Origin of the sequence: Halorubrum sp. PV6, assembly GCF_003990725.2 — an archaeon.
In the GTDB taxonomy this organism is placed as follows: domain Archaea; phylum Halobacteriota; class Halobacteria; order Halobacteriales; family Haloferacaceae; genus Halorubrum.
This window is the reverse complement of record NZ_CP030064.1, coordinates 2,195,534-2,215,644: the sequence shown is the minus strand read 5'-3', so window position 1 is coordinate 2,215,644 and position 20,111 is coordinate 2,195,534. Positions and strand designations below refer to the sequence as shown.

The following is a 20,111-nucleotide window of genomic DNA, read 5'->3' as shown; positions in this document are numbered from 1 at the left end:
TTTAACCCGTTCCAGTTGGGCGTGTGGCGAATACCGACCGACGTTCGTCACGCGCGGCTCGAATTCGGGGCGGTCGCGCCCGCAGGAGTTATTACGCTCTGCAGTTGTACCTGATATATGGACAGATCACAGCTGTTCGCGCTGTTCTTTGCCTTCATCATGGTCAGTTCCATGGTGCTGTGGGGAGTCTCGTTCGCGTTCCTGTAAGGACCGAACATAACGGACTCACACCTCCGGTCCGGGTCTTGGACCACCACCGCTTCGACCTCCACCGCCGACAATCCCTAGCCGTCGCCCCAGATATCGGAGAGCGGATGGTCCTTTCGTCGCGCCGCGTCCGTCTCCGAGCGCGTCTGTGTCGTCCCGCTGTCGGCGTTTGCGCTCGACTCACCCCCGCCGTGTCCGTCACGGCCGGGCGAGTCGCCGCGCGTCGGCCCGGTCCGGCTGCCGGCCCGCGACGGGCCGGACGGCTCGGCGTCGATGCCGGCGAGCGCGGCCGCGGGGTCGAAGTCGGGCAGCGTCGGCGTCGTCATGGCGTCTATCTGATCGCGGAACCACGGCGGGGTGTCGGCCGCCGCGCGATCGAACAGATCGAGGAGGGAGTCGTCGGCGAGGTACGTCGCGCCGTAGTCGTCGGGCGCACGGACGACGCGACCGCACGCTTGGATGACGGTCCGGAGGGCGGTCCGGTGATACCACGCCCACTGGTCGTCTTCGAGCCGGCGGGCGACCCGCGAGTCGTTGGTGTTGCGGTACGGCGCCTTACACACCACCTGCCAGCGGCAGAGGTCGTCGCGCAGGTCGAGCGCCTCCTCCATCTTCACCGAGATGAACACCTCCGGGTCCGCGCTCGCCTTCCAGGCCGCGAGCTCCGCGTCGCGGTTCGCGCGGTCGTGACGCCTGACGCGCGCGGCGACGCCGAACTGCCCGAGCAGCTCCGTGAGCCGTCCGGCGATGTCGTACGAGTGGGCGTGGACGAGCCCCTTCTCGTCCGGGTGTTCGGCCATCAGCCGGACGATGAGCCGGGCGATCTTCGGGACCGTCTCCTCGCGGTGTTCGTAGGTCATCGACCCCTGCGTCACGTCGTACAGCCGTCGGTTCGCGAGGGGGAACGTGTGGTCCACGTCGACGAGCGCGACGTTCGCGGGGTTGAGGCCGACCCCGCGACAGAACGCGTCCTTCGAGAGGATGGTGGCCGAAAGCAGCGCGAACTTGTTGCCGCGGTCCCACACCGTGTGTTGCAGGTAGCGGGCCGGGTCGAGCGGCTTGATGGCGAGCGCCGAGTTCTCGCCGTCGGGCTGGTCGACGACCCACGTGGTGGGCGACTGCGGGTCGCGGTAGTCCTCTAAGAACCAGCCGAGTTCGCTGATCAACTCTTGGAGCCGGTCGCGGCGCGCGACCTCCTCGCGGTCGAGTTCGGGCCGTCCCGTCAGCTCGTCTTTCGCTCGCTTCGCGGTGTCGCGGAGCGCGGCGACGAACCGGGCGGTGCGGTCGAGCGCGTCCTCCTCGGGTCCGGCGTCGGCGTTCACGTCGGGGACGCCGACCTCGTCCCAGACGGGCACGCGGTCGGGCGAGAGTTCGATCGTCGCGTACATCTCGGCCCACTCGGCGAGCCCGTGGGCCTCGTCTATCACGGTCACGTCGCGCTTCCGGAACACCTCGGAGCCGGCGGTCCGCATGAAGTAGGCTAACGTCATGGCGGCGTAGCGGTTCCCGGAGGCGATGGCGCGGTCGGAGAAGTACGGACAGCGGTGTCTCACCGAGCAGTCGAACCCCTGCTGGCGGACGCAGGGCGCGCGGTTGACCGGCGTGTCGTGTTCGCCGGGGAGGATACAGTCGTAGTTCGACTTCCCGCGGATCACCGCCAAATCGTCGAGCAGGTCGTCGGCCTCCACGTCGTCGATCTGTGACACCTGCGGGGTGGTGTAGTACGCGCCCGTCGCCTCGCTCGGGGCCGTCTCCTCGACGGTCGCCGCCGCGCCCATGATGGCCCGCGCGAGGAGCGACTTGCCGCTCCCGGTCGGCGCGCGCACCAACACCACGTCGTTGCCGGCGGCGTACGCGTCGCGGATGTCCGCGAGCGCCTGCTCCTGGGCCCCTCTGAAACTGGGGGCGGGGAATTCGGCGGGGATCCGGTCGGGGTCCACAGCGGTCCCTCGCCGTCTCTCGGGATTAAACCCTCGCCTCTCGGTCGATCCGTCGACCGAGCGTCGGCGTCACTCGGTCTGTGCCTCGTCGGCGTCCGCCCCGTCCTCGGCGCTCTCGTCGACGTTATCGGCCGTCTCGTCGTCGGAATCGCCGCGGTCCACGCCGAGAAGCCGGTCCGCGACCCCGCCGAGGGCCTGAAGCGCCGTGCTGACGTACAGGCCCGCGAGGAACACCACTCCGGCGACGACGCGGTCCCCCGCGACCCCCTGCGCTCCGTTCGCCGCCCCGTCGGCCGCACCGGCACCGTCGAAGCCGGTGAACGCGAACGCGAGCAGGTACACCCCGGCCGCGAGCGGGAGCGCGGCGACGGTCCGGCTGAACACCTTCAGGCGGTACCGCCCGTCCTCGTCGAACCGATTCGCGAAGCTCGTGAACGCGTAGACGGTGGCCCCGAGGAACCCGAACAGATACACGCCGGCGGGGATGACGGGTTCGGTGTCGAGGACCGTCGTCGACGAGAGGGCGACGCCGATCAGCGTCGCGACCAGCAGTCCCCAGTAGAAGAGCCTCCCGACCCGTGAGTCGTACCACGACGCCTGTTCCCGCTCGGTCATACTGCGTCGCCGTACGTATCACCGTACAATAAGTTTCCTGCCGAGGCGGCCCGGACGCGGAATGAACTCGAAACTACCCGATCGTTTATACTCTTTGGGTGGGTCGAAGCAGGTATGAACTGGCGAGAGGCGGAGCGGGAGTTCACCGACGACGTGGTCGCCCGAGAGACCCTCCCCCGGATGTTCGAGCGGTCCGCCGAGCGCAACGCGGACCGACTCGCCCAGCGGTATAAAGGCGGAATCTACGACCGGTCGCTCGTTTCGAGCGGCGTCCTTCCGGCCGCCGGTGCGGGCGAGTACGGCGACGTGACCTACGCCGAGATGCGCGACATCGTCCGGCGGCTCGCGGCCGGGTTCCGCGAACTCGGCGTCGAGGCCGACACCCGCGTGGCGCTGTACGCCCAGACCCGCATGGAGTGGGCTCAGACCGACTTCGCCGCGCTGGCCGCCGGCGCGACGGTCACGACCGTGTACGCCTCCTCGTCGCCCCGACAGGTCCGCTACCTGCTCGCGGACCCGGAAGCGACCGTCGTGGTCGCGGAGAACCGCGAACTGCTCGACGAGGTGCTCGAAGTCGTCGACGACCTCGACCACGAGCTCGACGCGGTCGTGACGTTCGACGATATCGACCCGGACGCGGTCGCGCGGCGGCTGGAGGGCGACGCGGGCGACGAGCCCTCGGCGCTGTCCGTCGACGACGTGTACACCCTCGGCGAGGTCCACGCGCTCGGCGACGAGACGCTCGACGTGGCGGCCTACGAGTCGTGGATCGACGCGGCCGAGATGACGGATCTTGCGAGTCTCATCTACACCTCCGGGACGACCGGCCAGCCGAAGGGCGTCCGCCTCACCCACGCGAACTTCCGCGAGAACGTCAACCAGTGTTACCGGCGGTTCGCCGACCATCCCGGCCGCGCCCCCGGCACGCCGGGCGTCAGCGCCGAGTCGACGACGCTCTCGTTCCTCCCCCTCGCGCACGTCTTCGAGCGGCTCGCCGGCCACTACATGATGTTCGCCGCCGGCGCGACGGTCTGTTACGCCGAGAGCCCCGACACGCTCAGAGAGGACTTTCAACTGGTCCGCCCGACGACGACGACGAGCGTCCCGCGCGTCTACGAGAAGCTGTACGACGCGATCCGCGAGCAGGCGAGCGAGTCGCCGGTCAAAGAGCGCATCTTCGAGTGGGCGGTCGGAGTCGGGCAAGCGCACCACGAGGCCGACGATCCGGGGGCCGTCCTCGACGCGAAACGCGCTATCGCGGACCGCCTCGTCTTCTCGTCGGTCCGCGAGGCGATCGGCGGCAACATCGAGTTTTTCATCTCCGGGGGCGGGTCGCTGTCGGCGGAGCTCTGCTCGCTGTACCACGCGATGGACCTGCCGATACTGGAGGGGTACGGGCTGACGGAGACCTCGCCGGTGATCTGCGTGAACCCGCCCGAGGAGCCGAAGGTCGGCACCGTTGGCACGCCGGTCCTCGACACCGAGGTCGCCATCGACGGGACGGTCGTCGGCGACGAGGTCGCGAACCTCCCCGGCGACGTGGGCGAACTGCTCGTTCGCGGGCCGCAGGTGACCGACGGCTACTGGAACCGCCCGGACGCGACGGCGGAGGCGTTCACCGAACCGGACCGACTTCCCGACGACGCCGTCGTCGCCGGCACGCCCCCGGACGAACGCGGCGGGGACCCGGACGACCCGTGGTTCAACACGGGCGACATCGTCCAACTCCGGCCGGACGGCTACGTCGCCTTCCGCGAGCGCGCAAAGCAGCTGCTCGTGCTCTCGACCGGCAAAAACGTCGCGCCCGGCCCGATCGAAGACCGGTTCGCCGCAAACGAGTTCGTCGAGCAGTGCGTCGTCCTCGGCGACGGGCGGAAGTTCGTCTCCGCGCTCATCGTCCCGAACTTCGAGAAGCTGGCGTCGTGGGCGGAGACGCGCGGTATCGACCTCGCCGACGAGCCTCGGTCGATCTGTCGTGACGACCGCGTCCGCGAGCGCATCGAGGCGGAGGTCGACCGCGTCAACGAGGAGTTCGAGTCGTACGAGCAGATCAAACAGTTCCGCCTCGTCGAAGAGGAGTTCAGCGAGGACAACGATCTTCTCACGCCCACGATGAAGAAGAAGCGCCGCAACATCTTAGACCGGTTCGCCGACGACGTGGAGATGATCTACGACGACGCGTAGGGGCCGGCCGGCGACGCAAACGGCTATACGTCGGGACGCGATACGGTTACTGATGATCCAACGGGTCGCTCCCTGCCACGGATTCGCCGCGCTGGGAGGGGTCTGTGTCGCGCTCGGCGCGGGCCACCTCGTCTTCGCCGGCGGGGGAGTCGCGACGCTGCTCGAGTTTGCGCTCGTGTTCCCGCTCGCCGCCGTCGGCGTATACACCGCCGTCGACGTCGCTCGATGGGACCTCTCTCGGGCCGGCGAGTGGCGGGCGGTACGCATCTGTGCCGCCGTGATCCTCTTTTTCTCCGTCCTCGCGGTCATCATCTGGACGATCTGGTGGCTCGAACACCACGCGTTCAAGTTCTCGTTTCTGGTCTCGTTCGCCGCGAGCCTCGGTGCGGCGGTCGGGTCGCGCGGCGGCCTGTACGTGGTCAAAGCGGACGAACAGCTCACCGAGGCGCAGGAGCTCACCACCCTCCTCTCTATCAGCGACCGGGTGTTGCGCCACAACATCCGGACCGAGCTCTCGGTCGCGCTCGGCACGCTCGACGGCATCGAAACCGTAGACGACGCGGACGAACTCGCGGAGCGGGCCGGGACGGCCCGGAGTCACTTAAAAGACCTCGCGGAGACGAGCGACCGGACGCGCCGGATCGCGTCGATCTAGCGGACGGACGCGCGGTACCCGCTCGCGCTCGCCGGCGTGGTCGACGAGCGCGTGGCGCAGCTGACCGCGAACCACCCCGACGCCGACATCCGGACAGCGGTCGCCGACGACTGCGTCGTCCAAGCGCACCCTGCGGTCCCGCTCGCGATAGAGGAGGCGCTCCGAAACGCGGTCGACCACACGCCCGACGACACCGCCGTCACGGTTCGGGTGTGGGAGGCCGCCGACGGGACGCGCTGCGTCGACATCGAAGACACCGGCCAGGGGATTCCCCCCAAAGAGCGGGAAGCCCTGGAAAACGTCGAGGAGACGCCCCTCGCACACACCGAGGGGCTCGGTCTGTGGATGATCTACTGGACCGTCACCCGCTCCGGCGGCACGGTCGAGTTCGCCGACAACGAGCCGACGGGCACCGTCGTTCGCATCCGGCTTCCGGACCAGCGCGACGCCGGCCCGATCAGTAGCGGCTCGGCGTCACCGACGGCCGGGTTCGCCGAGCGCGACTAACCCGCGGCGCCCGGACGCTCCGACGAAATTCGGCTCGCGCTCACGCGGAGGAGGGCGTCGACTCCGGCCGCTCGTCGCGCTCGGCGGTCGCGTCCGCGTCCGTCGGTTCGCCGAACGCGTAGACGGTGTTGTGGCCGGTTACCGTCACTTCGAGGAACTCTCCGACCTCGACCCCGCGGTCGGTCGCGTTCTGGACGATTATCTGGCGATACGCGCCGTCGCGACACTTCACGGAGTCGCCGGTGCCCTCCTCGACGACGAGCACCTCGAACGTCTCGCCGACCATCGCCTCGTACGCCTCGGCGACGACCTCCATCTTCAGTTCGGACATCGCCTTCGAGCGCTCCTTTTTAATTGTCCCGCCGAGCCCCTTCATCTCGGCCGCGTCGGTGCCGGGACGCTTCGAGAAGCGCGTGACGTTGATCTTCTCCGGTCGGACCTCAGCGAGCAGATCCATCGACCGCTCGTGGTCGGCGTCGGTCTCCGTCGGGAAGCCCACGATGAAGTCGGTCGAGAGCGTCCAGTGGTCGAGCCGGTCGTCGAACGTCGCGACGACCTCGCGGAACTTGTCGACGCGATGTTGGCGGCGCATCTCTTCGAGCACCTCGTCGGAGCCCGACTGGACCGGCGCGTGAATGAAGTCGTACAACTCCTCGTTTTCGGCGAACACGTCGGCCAACTCCTCGTGGATGCCGTGGATCCCGCCGGGGTTGGCCATCCCGAGCCGCACCCGGAACTCGCCGTCGATGTCGCAGATCCGGTCGAGCAGCTCCGGGAGCTTCCGGTCGCCGTCGTCCCAGCCGTAGACGCCGGTGTCCTGTCCGGTGACGCGGATCTCCTTGGCGCCGGCGTGGACCAGCGCCCGCGCCTTCTCGACGTTCTCCTCGACCGACGGCGAGTCGACGCGGCCGGTCGCGAACTTGGTGATACAGTACGAGCAGTTGCTCATACAGCCGCGCGCGATGGGAAGGATGCCGACGACGCCGTCGAGGACGGGTTCGGCGTCGGGGGTGACGGTGGGACACTCCCCGTTGAGGACGTGCGAGGCCACCTCGTCCCAGTGGAGAATCTCGGCGTCGACGCCGGCCTCGCGGAAGGTGTCGCCCTGCGCGAGGGCCATACAGCCGGTGACGACGAGGTCGGCCGTCTTCTCCTCTAGCTCCTCGGCGCGCCGGAGCATGTTCCGTTCCGTCTTCTCGACGACCGTACAGGTGTTGAGGATGGCAACGTCCGCGTCGTCGGGACCGTCCGCCGGGCGGTGACCGCCGTCACGGAGCGTCCGCTCTATCTCCCGGCTCTCGCCCCGGTTTGAACTGCAGCCGTACGTTTCGATGTGATACGTCGCCATCGAGTGGGCGTACTACCGGTCGCGCGGGCAAAAACGCGACGATTGGGGAGGGCGTCGTCAGTCCTCGGCGACCGCCGTCGCCGTCGTCGCCTCGGGGTCGGAGGTGGCCTCGGGGTCGGCGGCCGCGTCCGGTTCGGACTCGGTCGACCGCTCCGACTCGGGGACGACGGCGTACACGGAGCGCCGGGCGTCCGTGGGACAGAGCCCCTCTTCGACGAGACCGACATCGGTGAGTTTCTCGACCGCGAACCGGACGGTTCGGGTCGAGAGACGCGTCTCCTCGGCGAGGCCGGTCTGGTCGTATCGGCCCTCCTCTTCGAGGACGTAATAGACCAACTTGGCGCTCGGGGGGAGTGGTTCGAGCCGCTCGCGGGTACCGTCGTTCATATCACACGTACACGGTCGAATCGGTCATAACCGTGGCTCGGCTGTGCGCACTTCCCGCACGCCCACGGCTCATTTATATACTTCGCCAGGTCTGCGGCGCGCTCAGCCGTCGGTTCGGAACGCGAACCGCACACCGTCGTCGTCGGTCACCGTGAGCGTCCAGCCGTGTGCGGCCGCGATCTCCCGGACGATCGCGAGCCCGAAGCCCGTCCCGGACGGGTCACTCGAGATGCCGTACTCGACCGCCTCCTCGGGGTCCATCTCGAAACCGGGGCCGTCGTCGGCGACGTAGAAGCCGTCTGAGAGCGGGCCGACCGTGACCGTAGTGTGGTCGGCCGCCCCCGCGTCGGCGGCGGTCGCGCCGTGTTCGACGCTGTTGGTAAACAGGTTCTCCAAGAGCGTCCGCAGGCGCTCCGGGTCGGCCTCGACCGCGAGCGAGTCGTCGGGACGCCGCAACACCGCGTCCCCCGTGTCGACGGTCTGCCACGCCCTCGCGGCCGTCTCCGCGAGCGAGACCGGTTCCGGCTCGTCGACCGTCTGGCCGTGTCGCGCCAGCGCGAGCAGGTCCTCGATGAGCTCTTCCATCCGGTCGTGGGCGGCCGCGACCGCTTCGAGCTCCTCGCGCGCGCCCTCGTCGTCGACCTTCCCCTGCGCGAGGGCGAGCCGCCCGGCGGCGACGTTGAGCGGGTTCCGGAGGTCGTGAGAGACGAGGCCGGCGAACTTTTCGAGGCGGTCGATCTCCCGCTGTAACTCCGCGTCGCGCTCGCGGAGCTGCGCCGTGCGCTGCGCGTGGTCGAGCGCCACGGTCACGTTCGCGCCGAGGACCCGCGCCAACTGCACCGCCGTGTCGTCGAACACGCCCGGCTCCCGCGAGCCGAGCGGCATGATGCCGTGGTCGCCGAGCGGGACGATGAGCAGGCTCCGGTGCTCGCCGTAGCCGATGGCGGTCTCGACCTCGTTGAGGTCGTCGACGACGACCAGCTCGCCCGTCTCGAACGCCTCCCAGAGGCGCCCGCTTCCGGGGCCGTACGCGGGGCGCTCGCCGAGCGCGTCGGTCGCCTCCCGGCTGATCGCGGTCGGCAACAGCGTGTTCGTGTCGGGGTCGTACAGCCGGACCCCGCTGCTCGGGAACTCTAAGATGTCGATCGCGGCTCGGGTGGCGATCGACGCGATCTCCTCGCGGTCCTCGCCCCGGAGCATCTCCCGCGTCGTCTCGTGGAGCCGCCGGAGGGTCCGTGCGACCCGCTTCTGCTCGTCGATGTCGGCGTAGAGGGCGTAGACGATCGTCTCGTTCGGCTGTTCGACCGGGAGGACGTTGAGGATGAAGTTGCGGCGCCCGTCGGTCGTCTCCCGCTCAACCTCCCGCTGTAGCGGCTCCGCGGCGTCTATCACCGGGAGGGGGTCGACATCCTCGCTCCCCTCCGGAACGATCCCCTCGCGGATCGTCGCGTAGTCGAGGTCCGGCCCGGAGAGTCCGAACACCGCCTCGAACGCGTCGTTGACGGCGTCGAGCTTCGGCGTGTCCCCCGGCGACGAAACGGCCCTCGCCACCGGCAGCGGGAGGTCGTCGAAGAGCGCCGCCACCCGGTCTCGCTCGGTCCGCAGCGTGTTCTCCGTCTCGATCTGTTCGAGCGCGTCGGCCGCGTGCGCGGCCAGCAGCTCGGCGAACTCGACGTCGCTCCGGTCGAAGGCGGCGTACCCGTCGGAGACGGCCTGAAACGCGCCGTACGAACCGATCGGGACGCTGATCGCAGAGCGAATGTCGTCGCCGACCGGGTCGGCCAGCTCCTCGGCGCGACGCTGATCGTCCGCGGGGGCTGATGCCGCTTCCGTGGCCCTGCCCGCCGTCTCCCGTCCGGGGTCGTTCGGGTCTTCGAGCTCCTCCGGGTCAGACGGGTCGACGCTGAGGTTGTCGACGACGATGGTGCGCTCCTCGGCGACGGTGGCCCCGACGACGCCTTCGCCGACGTCGAACGTCCTGACCTCGTCTTCGCTGACGTTCTCCGAGCGCGCCGCAGGGATGAGTTGGTCGCCGTGGCGGCGGACAGAGACGCAGCGGTCGAACGACAGTATTCGCTCGGCGGCGGAGACGAGACGCGTTAACACGTCTTCCGCGTCTTCCGCCGCGGCCACGTCGGAGGCGAACTCGTGGATCGCGGTGACCTTCGCGTTCACCCCCCGGAGGTCGCGCTCGACGCGTTGCCGGTCGAGGGCGTTTTCGACGCTGTTCGCGAGCATCTCGAAGCGGTCGCGGCCGACGCCCTTCTGGAGGTAGTCGGTGACGCCCGCCGAGATCGCCTCGCTCGCGATCTCCTCGCTCCCGCGGCCGGTAAACAGCACGAATGGGAGTCCGGGGTCGACCGCCCGAACGTCTTCGAGGAGTTCGAGCCCGTCGCTTTCGGGCATGTTGTAGTCGCTGACGACACAGTCGACGCGCTGTTCGCGGACCACCGCGAGCGCGTCCGCCGGCGAGGTCCGCGTCACCGTCTCGACGCCGTCGACGAGGCGCTCGACGTGGGTGGCCGCGAGGTCGGCGGCGCCCGGTTCGTCGTCGACGAGCAGCACTCGCCGCGGGCCCCCGCCGGCCGGCTCCGATCCGCGGAAGGCGTCGAGCGCGGGAACGTCTCGGCCGTCCGCGGGATCGGGCTCCATGGGTCCCGAAGATGCTACGGACAATTCTACCTTTCGCCCCGATAGCAGAAACTGAGACCGCAGCGCCGGGGTCACACCCCGAACCGCGTCGGGGTTCGTGACCGCTTACAGGAAGTCTTCGACGTGGTCGGCGACCTCCTCGGGGGTGTCGCCGACGGGGACGCCCGCGTCGTTGAGCGCGTCGATCTTCGACTGTGCGGTGCCCGTGCCGGAGCCGGAGACGATGGCGCCTGCGTGGCCCATGCGCTTGCCCGGCGGGGCCGTGCGGCCGGCGATGAAGCCGGTGACCGGCGTGTCCATGTGCTCGCCGATGAAGCGGGCGGCCTGCTCTTCGTCCTCGCCGCCGATCTCGCCGCACATCACGACGGCGTCGGTGTCGGGGTCGGACTCGAACGCGTCGAGGGCGTCGATGAACGACGTGCCGATGATCGGGTCGCCGCCGATGCCGATGGCGGTCGTCTGACCGATGCCGCGCTCGGTGAGGTTGTCGACGACCTGGTAGGTGAGCGTGCCGGACCGGGAGACGAGGCCGACGTTCCCCTCGGAGAAGATGTTGCCGGGGAGGATGCCGAGTTTCGCCTCACCGGGCGTGATGATGCCGGGGCAGTTCGGGCCGAGGAGCCGGGTGTCGGTCTCGCTCAGGCGCTTGTTCACCTTCGCCATGTCCTGGGTCGGGATTCCCTCGGTGATCGCGACTGCCAGATCGAGATCCGTGTCCAGCGACTCGAAGATGGCGTCGCCGGCGAACGCCGGCGGCACGAAGATGACCGAGGCGTTCGCGTCCTCCGCCTCGACCGCCTCGTCGACGGTGTCGTAGACGGGCACGCCGTCGACCTCTTGGCCGCCCTTGCCGGGAACCGCGCCGGCGACGACGTTGGTCCCGTACTCCATCATCTGGCCGGCGTGGAACTTCCCTTCCCCGCCGGTGATACCCTGTACCACGACGCGCGTGTCGTCGTCGACGAAAATGCTCATTGGGTCACCTCATCAGCGTTCGCGACCGCACGCTGGACCGCATCCTCCAGCGTCTTCTCGACTTCCACGAGGTCCGTGTTCAGGATCTCCATGCCCTCCTTGGCGTTCGTGCCGGCGAGTCGGACGACCACCTTCTTCGGGATCTCGTCGAACTGCTCTAAGGCCTCGTTGATCCCCTTGGCGACCTCGTCGCCGCGGGTGATCCCGCCGAAGATGTTGAAGACGACGGCGTCGACGTTGTCGTCGGAAAACACCATGTCGAGCGCCTGCGTGACGCGCTCGGCCTTCGCGCCGCCGCCGATGTCGAGGAAGTTGGCGGGCGCGCCGCCGTAGTAGTCGACCAGATCGAGCGTCGTCATCACGAGTCCGGCGCCGTTGCCGATGATGCCGACGTTTCCGGAGAGGCGGACGTAGTCGAAGCCGTACTCGCCGGCCTTGCGTTCGAGGTCGTCCTCGTAGGACGCCTCGGCCATCTCGGCGAGGTCGGGCTGGCGGAACAGCGCGTCCTCGTCGATGTTCATCACGGCGTCCGCGGCGATCACGTCGCGGTCGCTCGTGATCATGACCGGGTTGACCTCGATCTCGGAGGCGTCGTTCTCCTCGTACAGATCGTAGAGCGTCGAGAGGATCGAGGCCACGTCGAGCGCGACGTCGGCGTCGACGCCGGCCTCGTAGACGACCTTCCGGGCCTGATACGGGTGGAGGCCGAACGCGGGGTCGACGTGTTCGCGCGCGATGGCGTCGGGGTTCTCCTCGGCGACCTCCTCGATGTTGACGCCGCCCTCGGTCGAGACCATCAGGACGGGCTTGCCCTCGCCGCGGTCCATCGTGACGCCGACGTACAGCTCGTCCACGAAGTCGACGCCCGCCTCGACGAGGACCTGATCGACGGTGTACCCTTTCAGATCCATCCCCAGGATCTCCTCGGCGTACTGCTCGGCCTCGTCGCGGTCGGTCGCGATCTTGATCCCGCCGGCCTTCCCGCGCCCCCCCACGTGGACCTGCGCTTTGATCGCGGCTGGATAGCCGATCTCGTCGACCGCGTCGAGCGCCTCGTCGACGGTCGTCGCGAGCCGGGAGTCCGGGACCGGGATCCCGGCGTCGGCGAAGATAGTCTTCGCTTGATGTTCGTGTAGTTTCATCCGTGTTGAATCGTGACCGACATCGGCTTAAATGGTGCCGATTCCGCGCCGACCGCCGCGGCGACGGGACGGTCAACGGGCCGGTCGTCGCTCGCTTATTTATCGGTCCGGCGGGTCCACCCACGCATGGATCCGAGCGAGTTCCTTCGAGACGGGCGCGTCAGCGTCTCCGACGAGACGTACGCCGTGTGCCTGACCGACCGCGAGTACCCCGACGCGTTCGCGACGGTTCGCGACGCGGACGAACCGACGGTGGTCGTCGATCAGCGGCGGGTCGACGACGCGACCGCGAGCAGCGTCGAACCGGGGTGGGCGCGGCTGACCTTCGAGATGGACCTCCCCTTCGAGCTCGTCGGGTTCTTGGGAGTGGTCGCGTCGGCGCTCGCCGAGGTCGATGTCTCCGTGTTCGTCATCTCCGCGTACGCGACCGACCACGTGTTCGTCAAGCGGACCGACCTGCCGGCCGCCGTCGAGCGGTTGGAAGAATTGGGCTGTGTCGTCGCCGACTGAACGGCGGTCGGGGCGACGCTCGGGGCTTACTCCTCGTCGCCGAGGATGACGCGGTGGGTCATCGCTTCGGGGTCGAGCACCTCGTCGGCCTCGTCTTCGGTGAGGTAGCCGGCCTCGACGGCGGCCTCCCGCACGCTCTTGTCCTCTTTTAAGGCCGTCTTCGCGACCTTCGACGCTTTGTCGTAGCCGATCGCGGGGTTCAGCGCGGTCGCGAGCGCCATCGACTGCTCGACGCGCGTCTCGCAGAACTCCTCGTTGGCCTCCAACTTCGCGACGAAGCGCTCGCCGAACGTCTCGGCGGCGTTCGAGAGCAGCTTGGCGGATTCGAGGAAGTTGTGCGCGATGACGGGTTTATAAAGGTTCAGGTCGATCTCGCCGCGGGCGGCGCCGGCCGATATCGCGGCGTCGTTGCCGACGACCTGCTTGTGGACCTGGTTCACGGTCTCGGCGACGACGGGGTTGATCTTGCCGGGCATGATCGAGGAGCCGGGCTGGTTCTCCGGCTGTTCGACCTCGCCGAGCCCGTTGCGCGGGCCGGAGGCGAGCAGCCGCAGGTCGTTGGCCATCTTGTTCATGCTGCCCGCGATGGTGCGGAGCGCCCCGTGTGCGTCCGCCATCGCGTCGTGGGCCGCCTGCGCCTCGAAGTGGTTGTCGGCCTCGCGGAACGTCGTCCCGGTCTCGTCGGAGATGTACTCCGCGGCCAGTTCCGGGAAGTCGGGGTGGGTGTTGAGCCCGGTGCCGACCGCGGTGCCGCCGAGCGCGAGCTCGCGGAGGTTCGACTGGGCGCGCTCGGCGCGTTCGATGCCCTTCGCGGCCTGCGTCCGGTAGCCGCTGAACTCCTGCCCGAGGCGGATCGGCGTCGCGTCCTGGAGGTGCGTGCGGCCCGTCTTGACGACGCCGTCGAACGCGGTCTCCTTCGCCTCTAACTCGGCGTGGAGCGTTTCGAGCGCGGGAACCAGATCCTTCTCGACGGCTTCGAGCGCGGCGACGTGCATCGCGGTCGGGATCACGTCGTTCGAGGACTGCCCGTAGTTGACGTGGTCGTTCGGGTGGACGACGCGGTCGCCGATCTCGGCGCCGGCGATCTCGGCGGCGCGGTTGGCGATGACCTCGTTGGCGTTCATGTTCGAGGAGGTGCCGGAGCCGGTCTGGAACACATCGACCGGGAACTGGTCGTCGTGATCGCCGGCGATCACCTCGTCCGCGGCGGCGACGATCGCCTCCGCGGTGTCGTCGTCGAGGAGGCCCAGATCGCGGTTGGCCTGCGCGGCCGCCTTCTTCACGACACCGAGCGCACGGACGAATCGCCGGCTCATGCCGATCCCCGAGATGGGGAAGTTCTCGACGGCGCGCTGAGTCTGTGCGCCCCAGTACGCCTCCGCCGGCACCTGCATCTCTCCGAGGCTGTCCTCCTCCGTGCGGTAGTCTTCGCTCATACGTGCGCGTTCCCACGAGACCGGGTAAAAACTACTGAAAGCGGTCAGTCGAACACGAACGCCAGCGTCAACAGCGCGCCGTTGATCCCGAGCGTTCCGGTGACGAGCAGTCCGAGCGGCGGCTCCTCGCCGGTGTGCGTCGCCACCAGCACGAAGGAGCCGACGCCGACGGCCGCGAGACCGACCGTCAGCACGACCTCTGACCAGCGGTTCCAGGAGTCGTCGAGCGCGGGTTCGACCCGCGCGAGCCACCAGTCGGTGTCCTGTTTGGCGCCGACGGTCGCGTCCTCGTCGCCCGCGGCCGGTCCGCGCCCGAGCAGTTCCCGCACCGCCGACCGACCGCCCGCAGCAAGCAGCGTCCCGACCGCGACGGCGGCGAGCCCGGCGAGGACGGCCGGCGGTGCGGCGCGGGCGTAGAGCGCGCCCCCGAACGCGAGGAACGCCAGCGCCGAGACTCCCGACAGGGTTCCACGGAGGGCGCGACGGAGGGCGGAGCGCACTGGTTCGTGGGGATCGGTGGGTGTCGTTTGCGGCGGGCGCCTACGCCTCGTCGACCGGGAACAATCCCGCGTCGCGGAGGTCCTCGTCGAGGCCACCGTCTCCGTGTTCCGCGTACTCCTCGGGCGTGTACGTCTTGATCTCTAGCGCGTGGACCGACCGGGTCATGTGGTCGCCGACCGCGTCGTACACGCGCTGGTGTTGGTCGACGAGCGACTGTCCCTCGAAGGCGGGCGAGACGACCCACGCCGCGAAGTGGGCGTCCTCGTCCTCGTCGTTGTGGACGCGCGGCGTCGTCACGCGGGCGACGGCGTCCGGAATCCCCGCTTCGATGAGATCGGCGATAGTCGACGGGTCGATGGTCATACGCGTCATCGGAGCCCCCTCGGCAAAAATCGACCGCATGGCCGACGCGGGTGGCCGATCCACTCGGCCGTGAACTAGTCTGCTGACGCCCGCCGCGATTAGCTCTCAGTTTCGTTTGTCGAGCCGTCGGTCTCGTTGCCGCCAGATCCGGTGTCGGTCTGATTACCGCCCGCGGTCGACTCGTCGCCGGTGCCGTCGCCGTCCTCGTCTTCCCCATCTTCGTCTTCGTCCTCTTCGTCCTCTTCCTCTCCAGTTTCATCGCCGACCTCGTTCACCTCGACGTCGCGTCCGGCGACACCGCTCCCGGAGATGACGGGTTTGAGGATGTAGCCGTTCTTCGGGCCGCGCTTGACGACGTTGATGTCGAACACGAAGCTCACCGGCTCCTCGGCCGTCACCTCGAAGCCGTTCGTGATCTGGAGCTTCTCGCTGGGGAGTTTGACCGCAACCGACTCGCCGTCGACGATCCCCTCGACCGTCGTGACCGAGAGTTCGATCTTCTCGTAGCTCCCGACCGGGATCTCGCCGTCGAACACGGCGATTGCGTCGTCTTCGATCACCTGCGTCAGGTCGACCGTCACGCCGTCGAGGCTGACGACGGTGAAGCCGCGGTCGGAGTCGTCCTCGCCCTCCTCGTCGTCCTCCGTGTCGCCGGCCGCGTCGTCGGTCTGGTTTGTGGAATCGGTCTCGTTCGTGGCATCGGCCTCCGCGGTTTCGTTGCCAGTCTCGTCGTCTGTTTCGTCACCCTCGTCGTCCTCACCGTCGCCACCGGATTCGAAGACCCGCGCCTCGTCGAGGGTAACGTCGAGCCGGTCGAAGTCGGCGATGTCGGCCGGGGCGTCGCTGATGAGCAGTCGGAAACTGCCGGTGGTACTCGCTAAGTCGTCGGAGCCATCGGAGCCGTCGGTCCCGTCCGAGTCGTCGGAGCCGTCGGAGCCGTCAGAGCCGTCCGACTGGCCAGTTCCGCTATCGCCGGCACACCCGGCGAGCATCGCTGCGCTCGCGCCCGCGCCGAGCGCGACGAACTCCCGCCGTCTGAACCCGTCGCCGCGGCCGTCCGGTGAACGCTCGTCGCTCGGCGTCTGTGATCGGTCTGTCATCGTGAACAGAGACACGGCGCCAAAGCGGATATATGTCGCCGACCTTCACCCCGGATTCATCCGGTTTAAGATGAGTTAGCGGCGCTCGCGCCGGCGTTTATATGCGATACAGAGTTACGAGCGCCTCACGGGCCGGCCGTCTCGATACCGGCTTCTTCGACCACGCGCTCCGCGTGGCGCGTCGCGCGCCCGCGGACCGCGTCGGCGTCGATCCCCACGTGCTCGCCGTCATCGTACCGCACCCGGCCGTCGACCATGGTGAACGTCACGTCGTCGCCGTGGGCGGCGTACACCAGATGCGAGAGCGGGTCGTGAAGCGGGGTGGCGCGCGTGCGGTCGGTCGTGAGTCCGATCACGTCCGCGCGCTGGCCCTCCCGTAGCGTCCCGAGGCGGTCGAAGCCGGCGGCGCGCGCACCGTTCGTCGTCGCCATCTCCAGCACGGTCGCGGCCGGGAGCCGGGTCGGGTCGCGGGCGTCGACCTTCCCGAGGAGGCTCGCCTGCCGCATCTCGGTAAAGGGGTCGAGCGTGTTGTTGCAGGGCGGCCCGTCGTTGCCGAGCGCGACCGTGATCCCGCGGTCGAGGTAGTCCTGCACCGGCGCGATGCCGCTGGCGAGCTTCATGTTCGAGGACGGGCAGTGGGTGACGACCGTGTCGGTCTCGGCAAGGACCTCCCGCTCCGCCTCGTCGGTGTGGACGCAGTGGGCGAGCGTCACGTCGGGGCCCGTGAGGCCGACCTCGTCGAGCCAGTGGACGTTCCGCATCCCCGTGTCCGTCTCGACGGCGGCGATCTCGTCCTCGTTCTCGCTCGCGTGGGTGTGGATCGTCACGCCGTCGTAGCGGTCGGCGAGGTCGCGGCAGCCCCGCAGGCACGCCTCCGAACAGGTGACGGCGAACCGCGGCGTCACCGCGTAGCGCACCCGACCGTCGGCGGCCCCGTGGTACTTCTCTATCAGGTCCTCGCTCTCCGCGAGCGCGGCGTCGGTGTCCTCCAACAGGCCCGCGGGCGACTCCTTGTCCATCAACACCTTCCCGAGCCGCGCGCGGATCCCCGTCTCGATGGCGGCCTCGAACGCCTCTCCCGCGTGGTTGACCGAGAGGTGATCGACGACGGTCGTCGTCCCCGATTCGAGACACTCCAGGTAGCCGAGCTCGGCGGCGGCGCGGGTCGCGTCGGCGTCCATCGCCGCTTCCATCGGCAACACGGCGTCGAACAGCCAGTCGAGTAAGGCGTCGTCGTCGGCGATCCCGCGGCCGAGCGACTGCACCGAGTGGATGTGACCGCCGATCTGTCCGGGGGCGACGAGGTCGCACTCGCGGCGCTCGTGACCGGGGTACTGCTCGCGGAGGGTCGCTGCGCTGCCGACCGCGGCGATTGTCTCGCCCTCGACGACGACGGCGCCCTCGGGGATGACGGTCTCGGAGTCGGCGATGACGGTTCCGGCGATCAGCATGTCCGTCCGTTCCTGACGGCCGATTCTTAAGAGGGTGTCCCTCGGAAGTCGGCGGCGGCCCACCGCCTCGGCCCCGACCACCGCCTCCCGCGACCGACGGCTATTCGTCCCGGCCGCTCCCAGTCTCACCCGTGCTCAGATACGTGACGACGAACCCCGGTAAGGTGCGCGAGGCGGAGCGCTACCTCCCGAACGACTCGATAGCGCGACTCGACTTCGACTACCCCGAGATACAGGCGACAGAGCTCGGGCCGATCGCGGCCCAAGGCGCCCGCGAGGCGTACCGCCACGCCGACGAGCCGGTCCTCGTCGACGACGCGGGGCTGTTCGTCGAGGGGCTCGACGGCTTCCCCGGCCCCTACTCCTCGTACGTCGAGGAGACGCTGGGGATCGAGCGCGTCCACGACATCGCCGCCGACCTCGACGACCGCCGCGCCGCGTTCCGCTGCGTCCTCGGCTACTGCGACGGCGACGACTTCGCGGCGAGCCCCGACCCCGTCGACCGGGGCGACCGGAACGCGGCCGCCGCGGCGGGTCCGGACGAAGGCGACCCCGAGGCGGCGCCCGACGCGCTCCCCGTCAAACTCTTCGAGGGATACGTCCCCGGGCGGATCGTCGCGCCCCGCGGGGAGGGCGGGTTCGGTTACGACCCCATCTTCGAACACGACGGCGAGACGCTCGCCGAGATGAGCACCGATCGGAAAAACGCGATCTCACACCGCGGCCGCGCGCTCGAAAAGTTCGCCGAGTGGTACGCGGACCGCTGAGAGGCGACCGGTGCGGTCTTAGGCCGCGTCGGCGACCGCCGCAGTGAGGATCTCACAGCCGAGTTCGATCTCGCGCTCGGTGACGTCGAGCGGCGGGAGCACTCGAAGCACGTCGTGTCCACAGGAGAGCGTGAGCAGCCCCCGACCGAACGCGTGTTTCATCGTCGCGTCCCGGCGCTCCTTCGAGTCGAACTCCATCGCCAGCAGCAGCCCTTTGCCTCGAACGTCCTCGACGCCGTCGAGGTCGGCGTCGCGCATCGTCTCTTTAAACTGCCGCCCCCTGATCGTGGCGTTGTCCAGTAAGTCGTTCTCGCGGATCGCATCGAGCGTGAGCGCTCCCTGCGCCGAGGCGATGATGTCTCCCGCGCCCCACGTCGAGGAGAGCCGACTCTTCTTCTCGGGGAACACGTCCGAACGGGAGATCGTCGCGCCGACGCGGAGCCCCTTCGCGCTCGTGATCACGTCGGGTTCGAGCGCGTAGTGGTCGGAGCCCCACATCTCGCCGGTTCGACCGACGCCCGACTGGATCTCGTCGGCGATCAGCGTGATGTCGTGTTCGTCGACTAAGGCGGCGATCTCGTCGGTGAACGCGTCGGAGGGGAAGCGGTAGCCGCCCTCCCCCTGAATCGGCTCCATGATGAGGTACGCCACGTCGTCGGGGTCGATGTGGCCCCGCTCGGGGTCCAGTTTCTCTCGGAGCCGCGAGACGCCGTCCGCGAAGAAGCCGCACGAACAGGTCGCCGGCGAACAGGTTCGGTCGTCACAGAACGGCGCGTCGTGGACGCCGCTGATCTCGGGGAAGTCACGCCGGTAGACCGACTTCGACCGGTTGAGCGAGAGCGCGCCGAGCGTCCGGCCGTGGAACGCCCCTTCGAAGGTGATCGCGTGTTTCGCGCCCCCGGAGTCGTCGTAGGCGATCTTGATCCCGTTCTCGACCGCCTCCGCGCCGGAGTTCGAGAGGAAGACGGTGTCCATGTCGTAGTGGGACGTAACGTCGGTGAGCCGCTCCATCAGTCCCGACGAGCCGGGGAGGCCGTCGCCGGGCGAGTCGCCGCCGGCGACGTAGAAGTCTTGTCCGGCGATTTTTAACGGATCGACCAGATCGAACTCCGCGAGCGGCTCCATCACTTTCGGGTTGTTGTACCCGAGCGGCGCGGCGGCGACGTGGCTCGTGAAGTCCATGAGGACGTTGCCGTCGACGTCGGTACAGAACGGCCCCTCCGCCGGCGCGGTGCGGTCCCAGACGAACTCGTACACGTACGTGCTCGGCGCGGCCGACTCGTGGTGGTACTCCACCCACTCGCGGGCCCGATCGCCCGGCAGGTCGGTCACGTCGGGGGTGGCGGTGTCGCGATCCATGCCGATCAGTGA

18 protein-coding genes are annotated in these 20,111 nt (G+C 68.8%); 5 read left to right on the top strand and 13 right to left on the bottom strand.

Going from position 1 to position 20,111, the window contains the following annotated elements; translation table 11 throughout:
- Positions 1–284 precede the first annotated feature (284 nt).
- Together DOS48_RS25050 and DOS48_RS25045 are read right to left on the bottom strand one after the other, a co-directional pair.
- Complete coding sequence (locus DOS48_RS25050) at positions 285–2,147, bottom strand: helicase C-terminal domain-containing protein (RefSeq protein ID WP_127118320.1); 1,863 nt, start codon at positions 2,145–2,147, stop codon at positions 285–287.
- Positions 2,148–2,216: 69 nt separating this feature from the next.
- Complete coding sequence (locus tag DOS48_RS25045; protein ID WP_127118319.1) at positions 2,217–2,762, bottom strand: hypothetical protein; 546 nt, start codon at positions 2,760–2,762, stop codon at positions 2,217–2,219.
- 114 nt (positions 2,763–2,876) lie between these two features.
- Here DOS48_RS25045 and DOS48_RS25040 point away from each other — a divergent pair, with 114 nt between their 5' ends.
- From DOS48_RS25040 to DOS48_RS29415, 3 genes are read left to right on the top strand one after another with little or no spacing between them, the layout of a single operon-like run.
- Complete coding sequence (locus DOS48_RS25040; protein ID WP_127118318.1) at positions 2,877–4,946, top strand: long-chain fatty acid--CoA ligase; 2,070 nt, start codon at positions 2,877–2,879, stop codon at positions 4,944–4,946.
- Between the two features lie 52 nt (positions 4,947–4,998).
- Positions 4,999–5,601 (top strand): hypothetical protein, encoded by a 603-nt coding sequence (locus DOS48_RS29420; protein WP_244629340.1) that lies wholly within the window; start codon positions 4,999–5,001, stop codon positions 5,599–5,601.
- A gap of 36 nt (positions 5,602–5,637) precedes the next feature.
- Entirely contained in the window at positions 5,638–6,108 is a 471-nt protein-coding gene (locus DOS48_RS29415) for a sensor histidine kinase KdpD (protein WP_244629339.1), read from the top strand.
- Between the two features lie 40 nt (positions 6,109–6,148).
- Here DOS48_RS29415 and DOS48_RS25030 read toward each other — a convergent pair whose 3' ends face one another.
- From DOS48_RS25030 to sucC, 5 genes are all read right to left on the bottom strand, one after another.
- Positions 6,149–7,456, bottom strand: coding sequence for a tRNA (N(6)-L-threonylcarbamoyladenosine(37)-C(2))-methylthiotransferase (locus tag DOS48_RS25030; RefSeq protein ID WP_127118317.1), 1,308 nt, complete (start codon positions 7,454–7,456; stop codon positions 6,149–6,151).
- Positions 7,457–7,513: 57 nt separating this feature from the next.
- Positions 7,514–7,843, bottom strand: a complete 330-nt coding sequence (locus DOS48_RS25025; RefSeq protein ID WP_127118316.1) for a winged helix-turn-helix domain-containing protein — start codon at positions 7,841–7,843, stop codon at positions 7,514–7,516.
- 102 nt (positions 7,844–7,945) lie between these two features.
- The gene (locus DOS48_RS25020; protein ID WP_127118315.1) at positions 7,946–10,495 is read right to left on the bottom strand and encodes a GAF domain-containing protein; all 2,550 of its coding nucleotides are present in this window, start codon (positions 10,493–10,495) and stop codon (positions 7,946–7,948) included.
- 105 nt (positions 10,496–10,600) lie between these two features.
- Positions 10,601–11,470, bottom strand: a complete 870-nt coding sequence (gene sucD / locus DOS48_RS25015) for a succinate--CoA ligase subunit alpha (protein WP_127118314.1) — start codon at positions 11,468–11,470, stop codon at positions 10,601–10,603.
- A complete protein-coding gene (gene sucC / locus DOS48_RS25010) occupies positions 11,467–12,612 on the bottom strand; it encodes an ADP-forming succinate--CoA ligase subunit beta (protein ID WP_127118313.1) in 1,146 nt (381 codons plus the stop codon). The genes sucD and sucC overlap by 4 nt, the downstream gene beginning before the upstream one ends.
- Before the next feature lie 126 nt (positions 12,613–12,738).
- On the opposite strand from sucC, the gene DOS48_RS25005 reads away from it, so the two are divergent.
- Positions 12,739–13,122 carry an ACT domain-containing protein gene (locus DOS48_RS25005; RefSeq protein WP_127118312.1) on the top strand — a complete coding sequence of 128 codons (384 nt, stop codon included), beginning with the start codon at positions 12,739–12,741 and terminating at the stop codon, positions 13,120–13,122.
- A gap of 26 nt (positions 13,123–13,148) precedes the next feature.
- Here the strand turns inward: DOS48_RS25005 and DOS48_RS25000 are convergent, their stop codons facing one another.
- The 5 genes from DOS48_RS25000 to DOS48_RS24980 form a co-directional block, all read right to left on the bottom strand.
- On the bottom strand, positions 13,149–14,558 hold the full coding sequence (locus DOS48_RS25000; protein WP_127118311.1) for a class II fumarate hydratase: 1,410 nt from the start codon (positions 14,556–14,558) through the stop codon (positions 13,149–13,151).
- Between the two features lie 44 nt (positions 14,559–14,602).
- A complete protein-coding gene (locus DOS48_RS24995; RefSeq protein ID WP_127118310.1) occupies positions 14,603–15,058 on the bottom strand; it encodes a hypothetical protein in 456 nt (151 codons plus the stop codon).
- A 40-nt stretch (positions 15,059–15,098) separates the two neighbouring features.
- Positions 15,099–15,422, bottom strand: a complete 324-nt coding sequence (locus DOS48_RS24990) for a BolA family protein (RefSeq protein ID WP_127118309.1) — start codon at positions 15,420–15,422, stop codon at positions 15,099–15,101.
- Between the two features lie 98 nt (positions 15,423–15,520).
- Positions 15,521–16,522 (bottom strand): DUF4382 domain-containing protein, encoded by a 1,002-nt coding sequence (locus DOS48_RS24985; protein WP_127118308.1) that lies wholly within the window; start codon positions 16,520–16,522, stop codon positions 15,521–15,523.
- Between the two features lie 125 nt (positions 16,523–16,647).
- Entirely contained in the window at positions 16,648–17,973 is a 1,326-nt protein-coding gene (locus DOS48_RS24980) for a 5'-deoxyadenosine deaminase (protein ID WP_127118307.1), read from the bottom strand.
- 131 nt (positions 17,974–18,104) lie between these two features.
- Here DOS48_RS24980 and DOS48_RS24975 point away from each other — a divergent pair, with 131 nt between their 5' ends.
- Positions 18,105–18,740 carry a non-canonical purine NTP pyrophosphatase gene (locus DOS48_RS24975; protein WP_127118306.1) on the top strand — a complete coding sequence of 212 codons (636 nt, stop codon included), beginning with the start codon at positions 18,105–18,107 and terminating at the stop codon, positions 18,738–18,740.
- Positions 18,741–18,758: 18 nt separating this feature from the next.
- Here DOS48_RS24975 and DOS48_RS24970 read toward each other — a convergent pair whose 3' ends face one another.
- Complete coding sequence (locus tag DOS48_RS24970; RefSeq protein WP_127118305.1) at positions 18,759–20,099, bottom strand: aminotransferase class III-fold pyridoxal phosphate-dependent enzyme; 1,341 nt, start codon at positions 20,097–20,099, stop codon at positions 18,759–18,761.
- Positions 20,100–20,111 lie beyond the last annotated feature (12 nt).

Coding starts and splice junctions, on each gene's coding strand:
- DOS48_RS25045 (WP_127118319.1), bottom strand. CDS start 2,762: ATGACCGAGCGGGAACAGGCGTCGTGGTACGACTCACGGGTCGGGAGG.
- DOS48_RS25040 (WP_127118318.1), top strand. CDS start 2,877: ATGAACTGGCGAGAGGCGGAGCGGGAGTTCACCGACGACGTGGTCGCC.
- DOS48_RS29420 (WP_244629340.1), top strand. CDS start 4,999: ATGATCCAACGGGTCGCTCCCTGCCACGGATTCGCCGCGCTGGGAGGG.
- DOS48_RS25030 (WP_127118317.1), bottom strand. CDS start 7,456: ATGGCGACGTATCACATCGAAACGTACGGCTGCAGTTCAAACCGGGGC.
- DOS48_RS25025 (WP_127118316.1), bottom strand. CDS start 7,843: ATGAACGACGGTACCCGCGAGCGGCTCGAACCACTCCCCCCGAGCGCC.
- DOS48_RS25020 (WP_127118315.1), bottom strand. CDS start 10,495: ATGGAGCCCGATCCCGCGGACGGCCGAGACGTTCCCGCGCTCGACGCC.
- sucD (WP_127118314.1), bottom strand. CDS start 11,470: ATGAGCATTTTCGTCGACGACGACACGCGCGTCGTGGTACAGGGTATC.
- sucC (WP_127118313.1), bottom strand. CDS start 12,612: ATGAAACTACACGAACATCAAGCGAAGACTATCTTCGCCGACGCCGGG.
- DOS48_RS25005 (WP_127118312.1), top strand. CDS start 12,739: ATGGATCCGAGCGAGTTCCTTCGAGACGGGCGCGTCAGCGTCTCCGAC.
- DOS48_RS25000 (WP_127118311.1), bottom strand. CDS start 14,558: ATGAGCGAAGACTACCGCACGGAGGAGGACAGCCTCGGAGAGATGCAG.
- DOS48_RS24990 (WP_127118309.1), bottom strand. CDS start 15,422: ATGACCATCGACCCGTCGACTATCGCCGATCTCATCGAAGCGGGGATT.
- DOS48_RS24985 (WP_127118308.1), bottom strand. CDS start 16,522: ATGACAGACCGATCACAGACGCCGAGCGACGAGCGTTCACCGGACGGC.
- DOS48_RS24980 (WP_127118307.1), bottom strand. CDS start 17,973: ATGCTGATCGCCGGAACCGTCATCGCCGACTCCGAGACCGTCATCCCC.
- DOS48_RS24970 (WP_127118305.1), bottom strand. CDS start 20,099: ATGGATCGCGACACCGCCACCCCCGACGTGACCGACCTGCCGGGCGAT.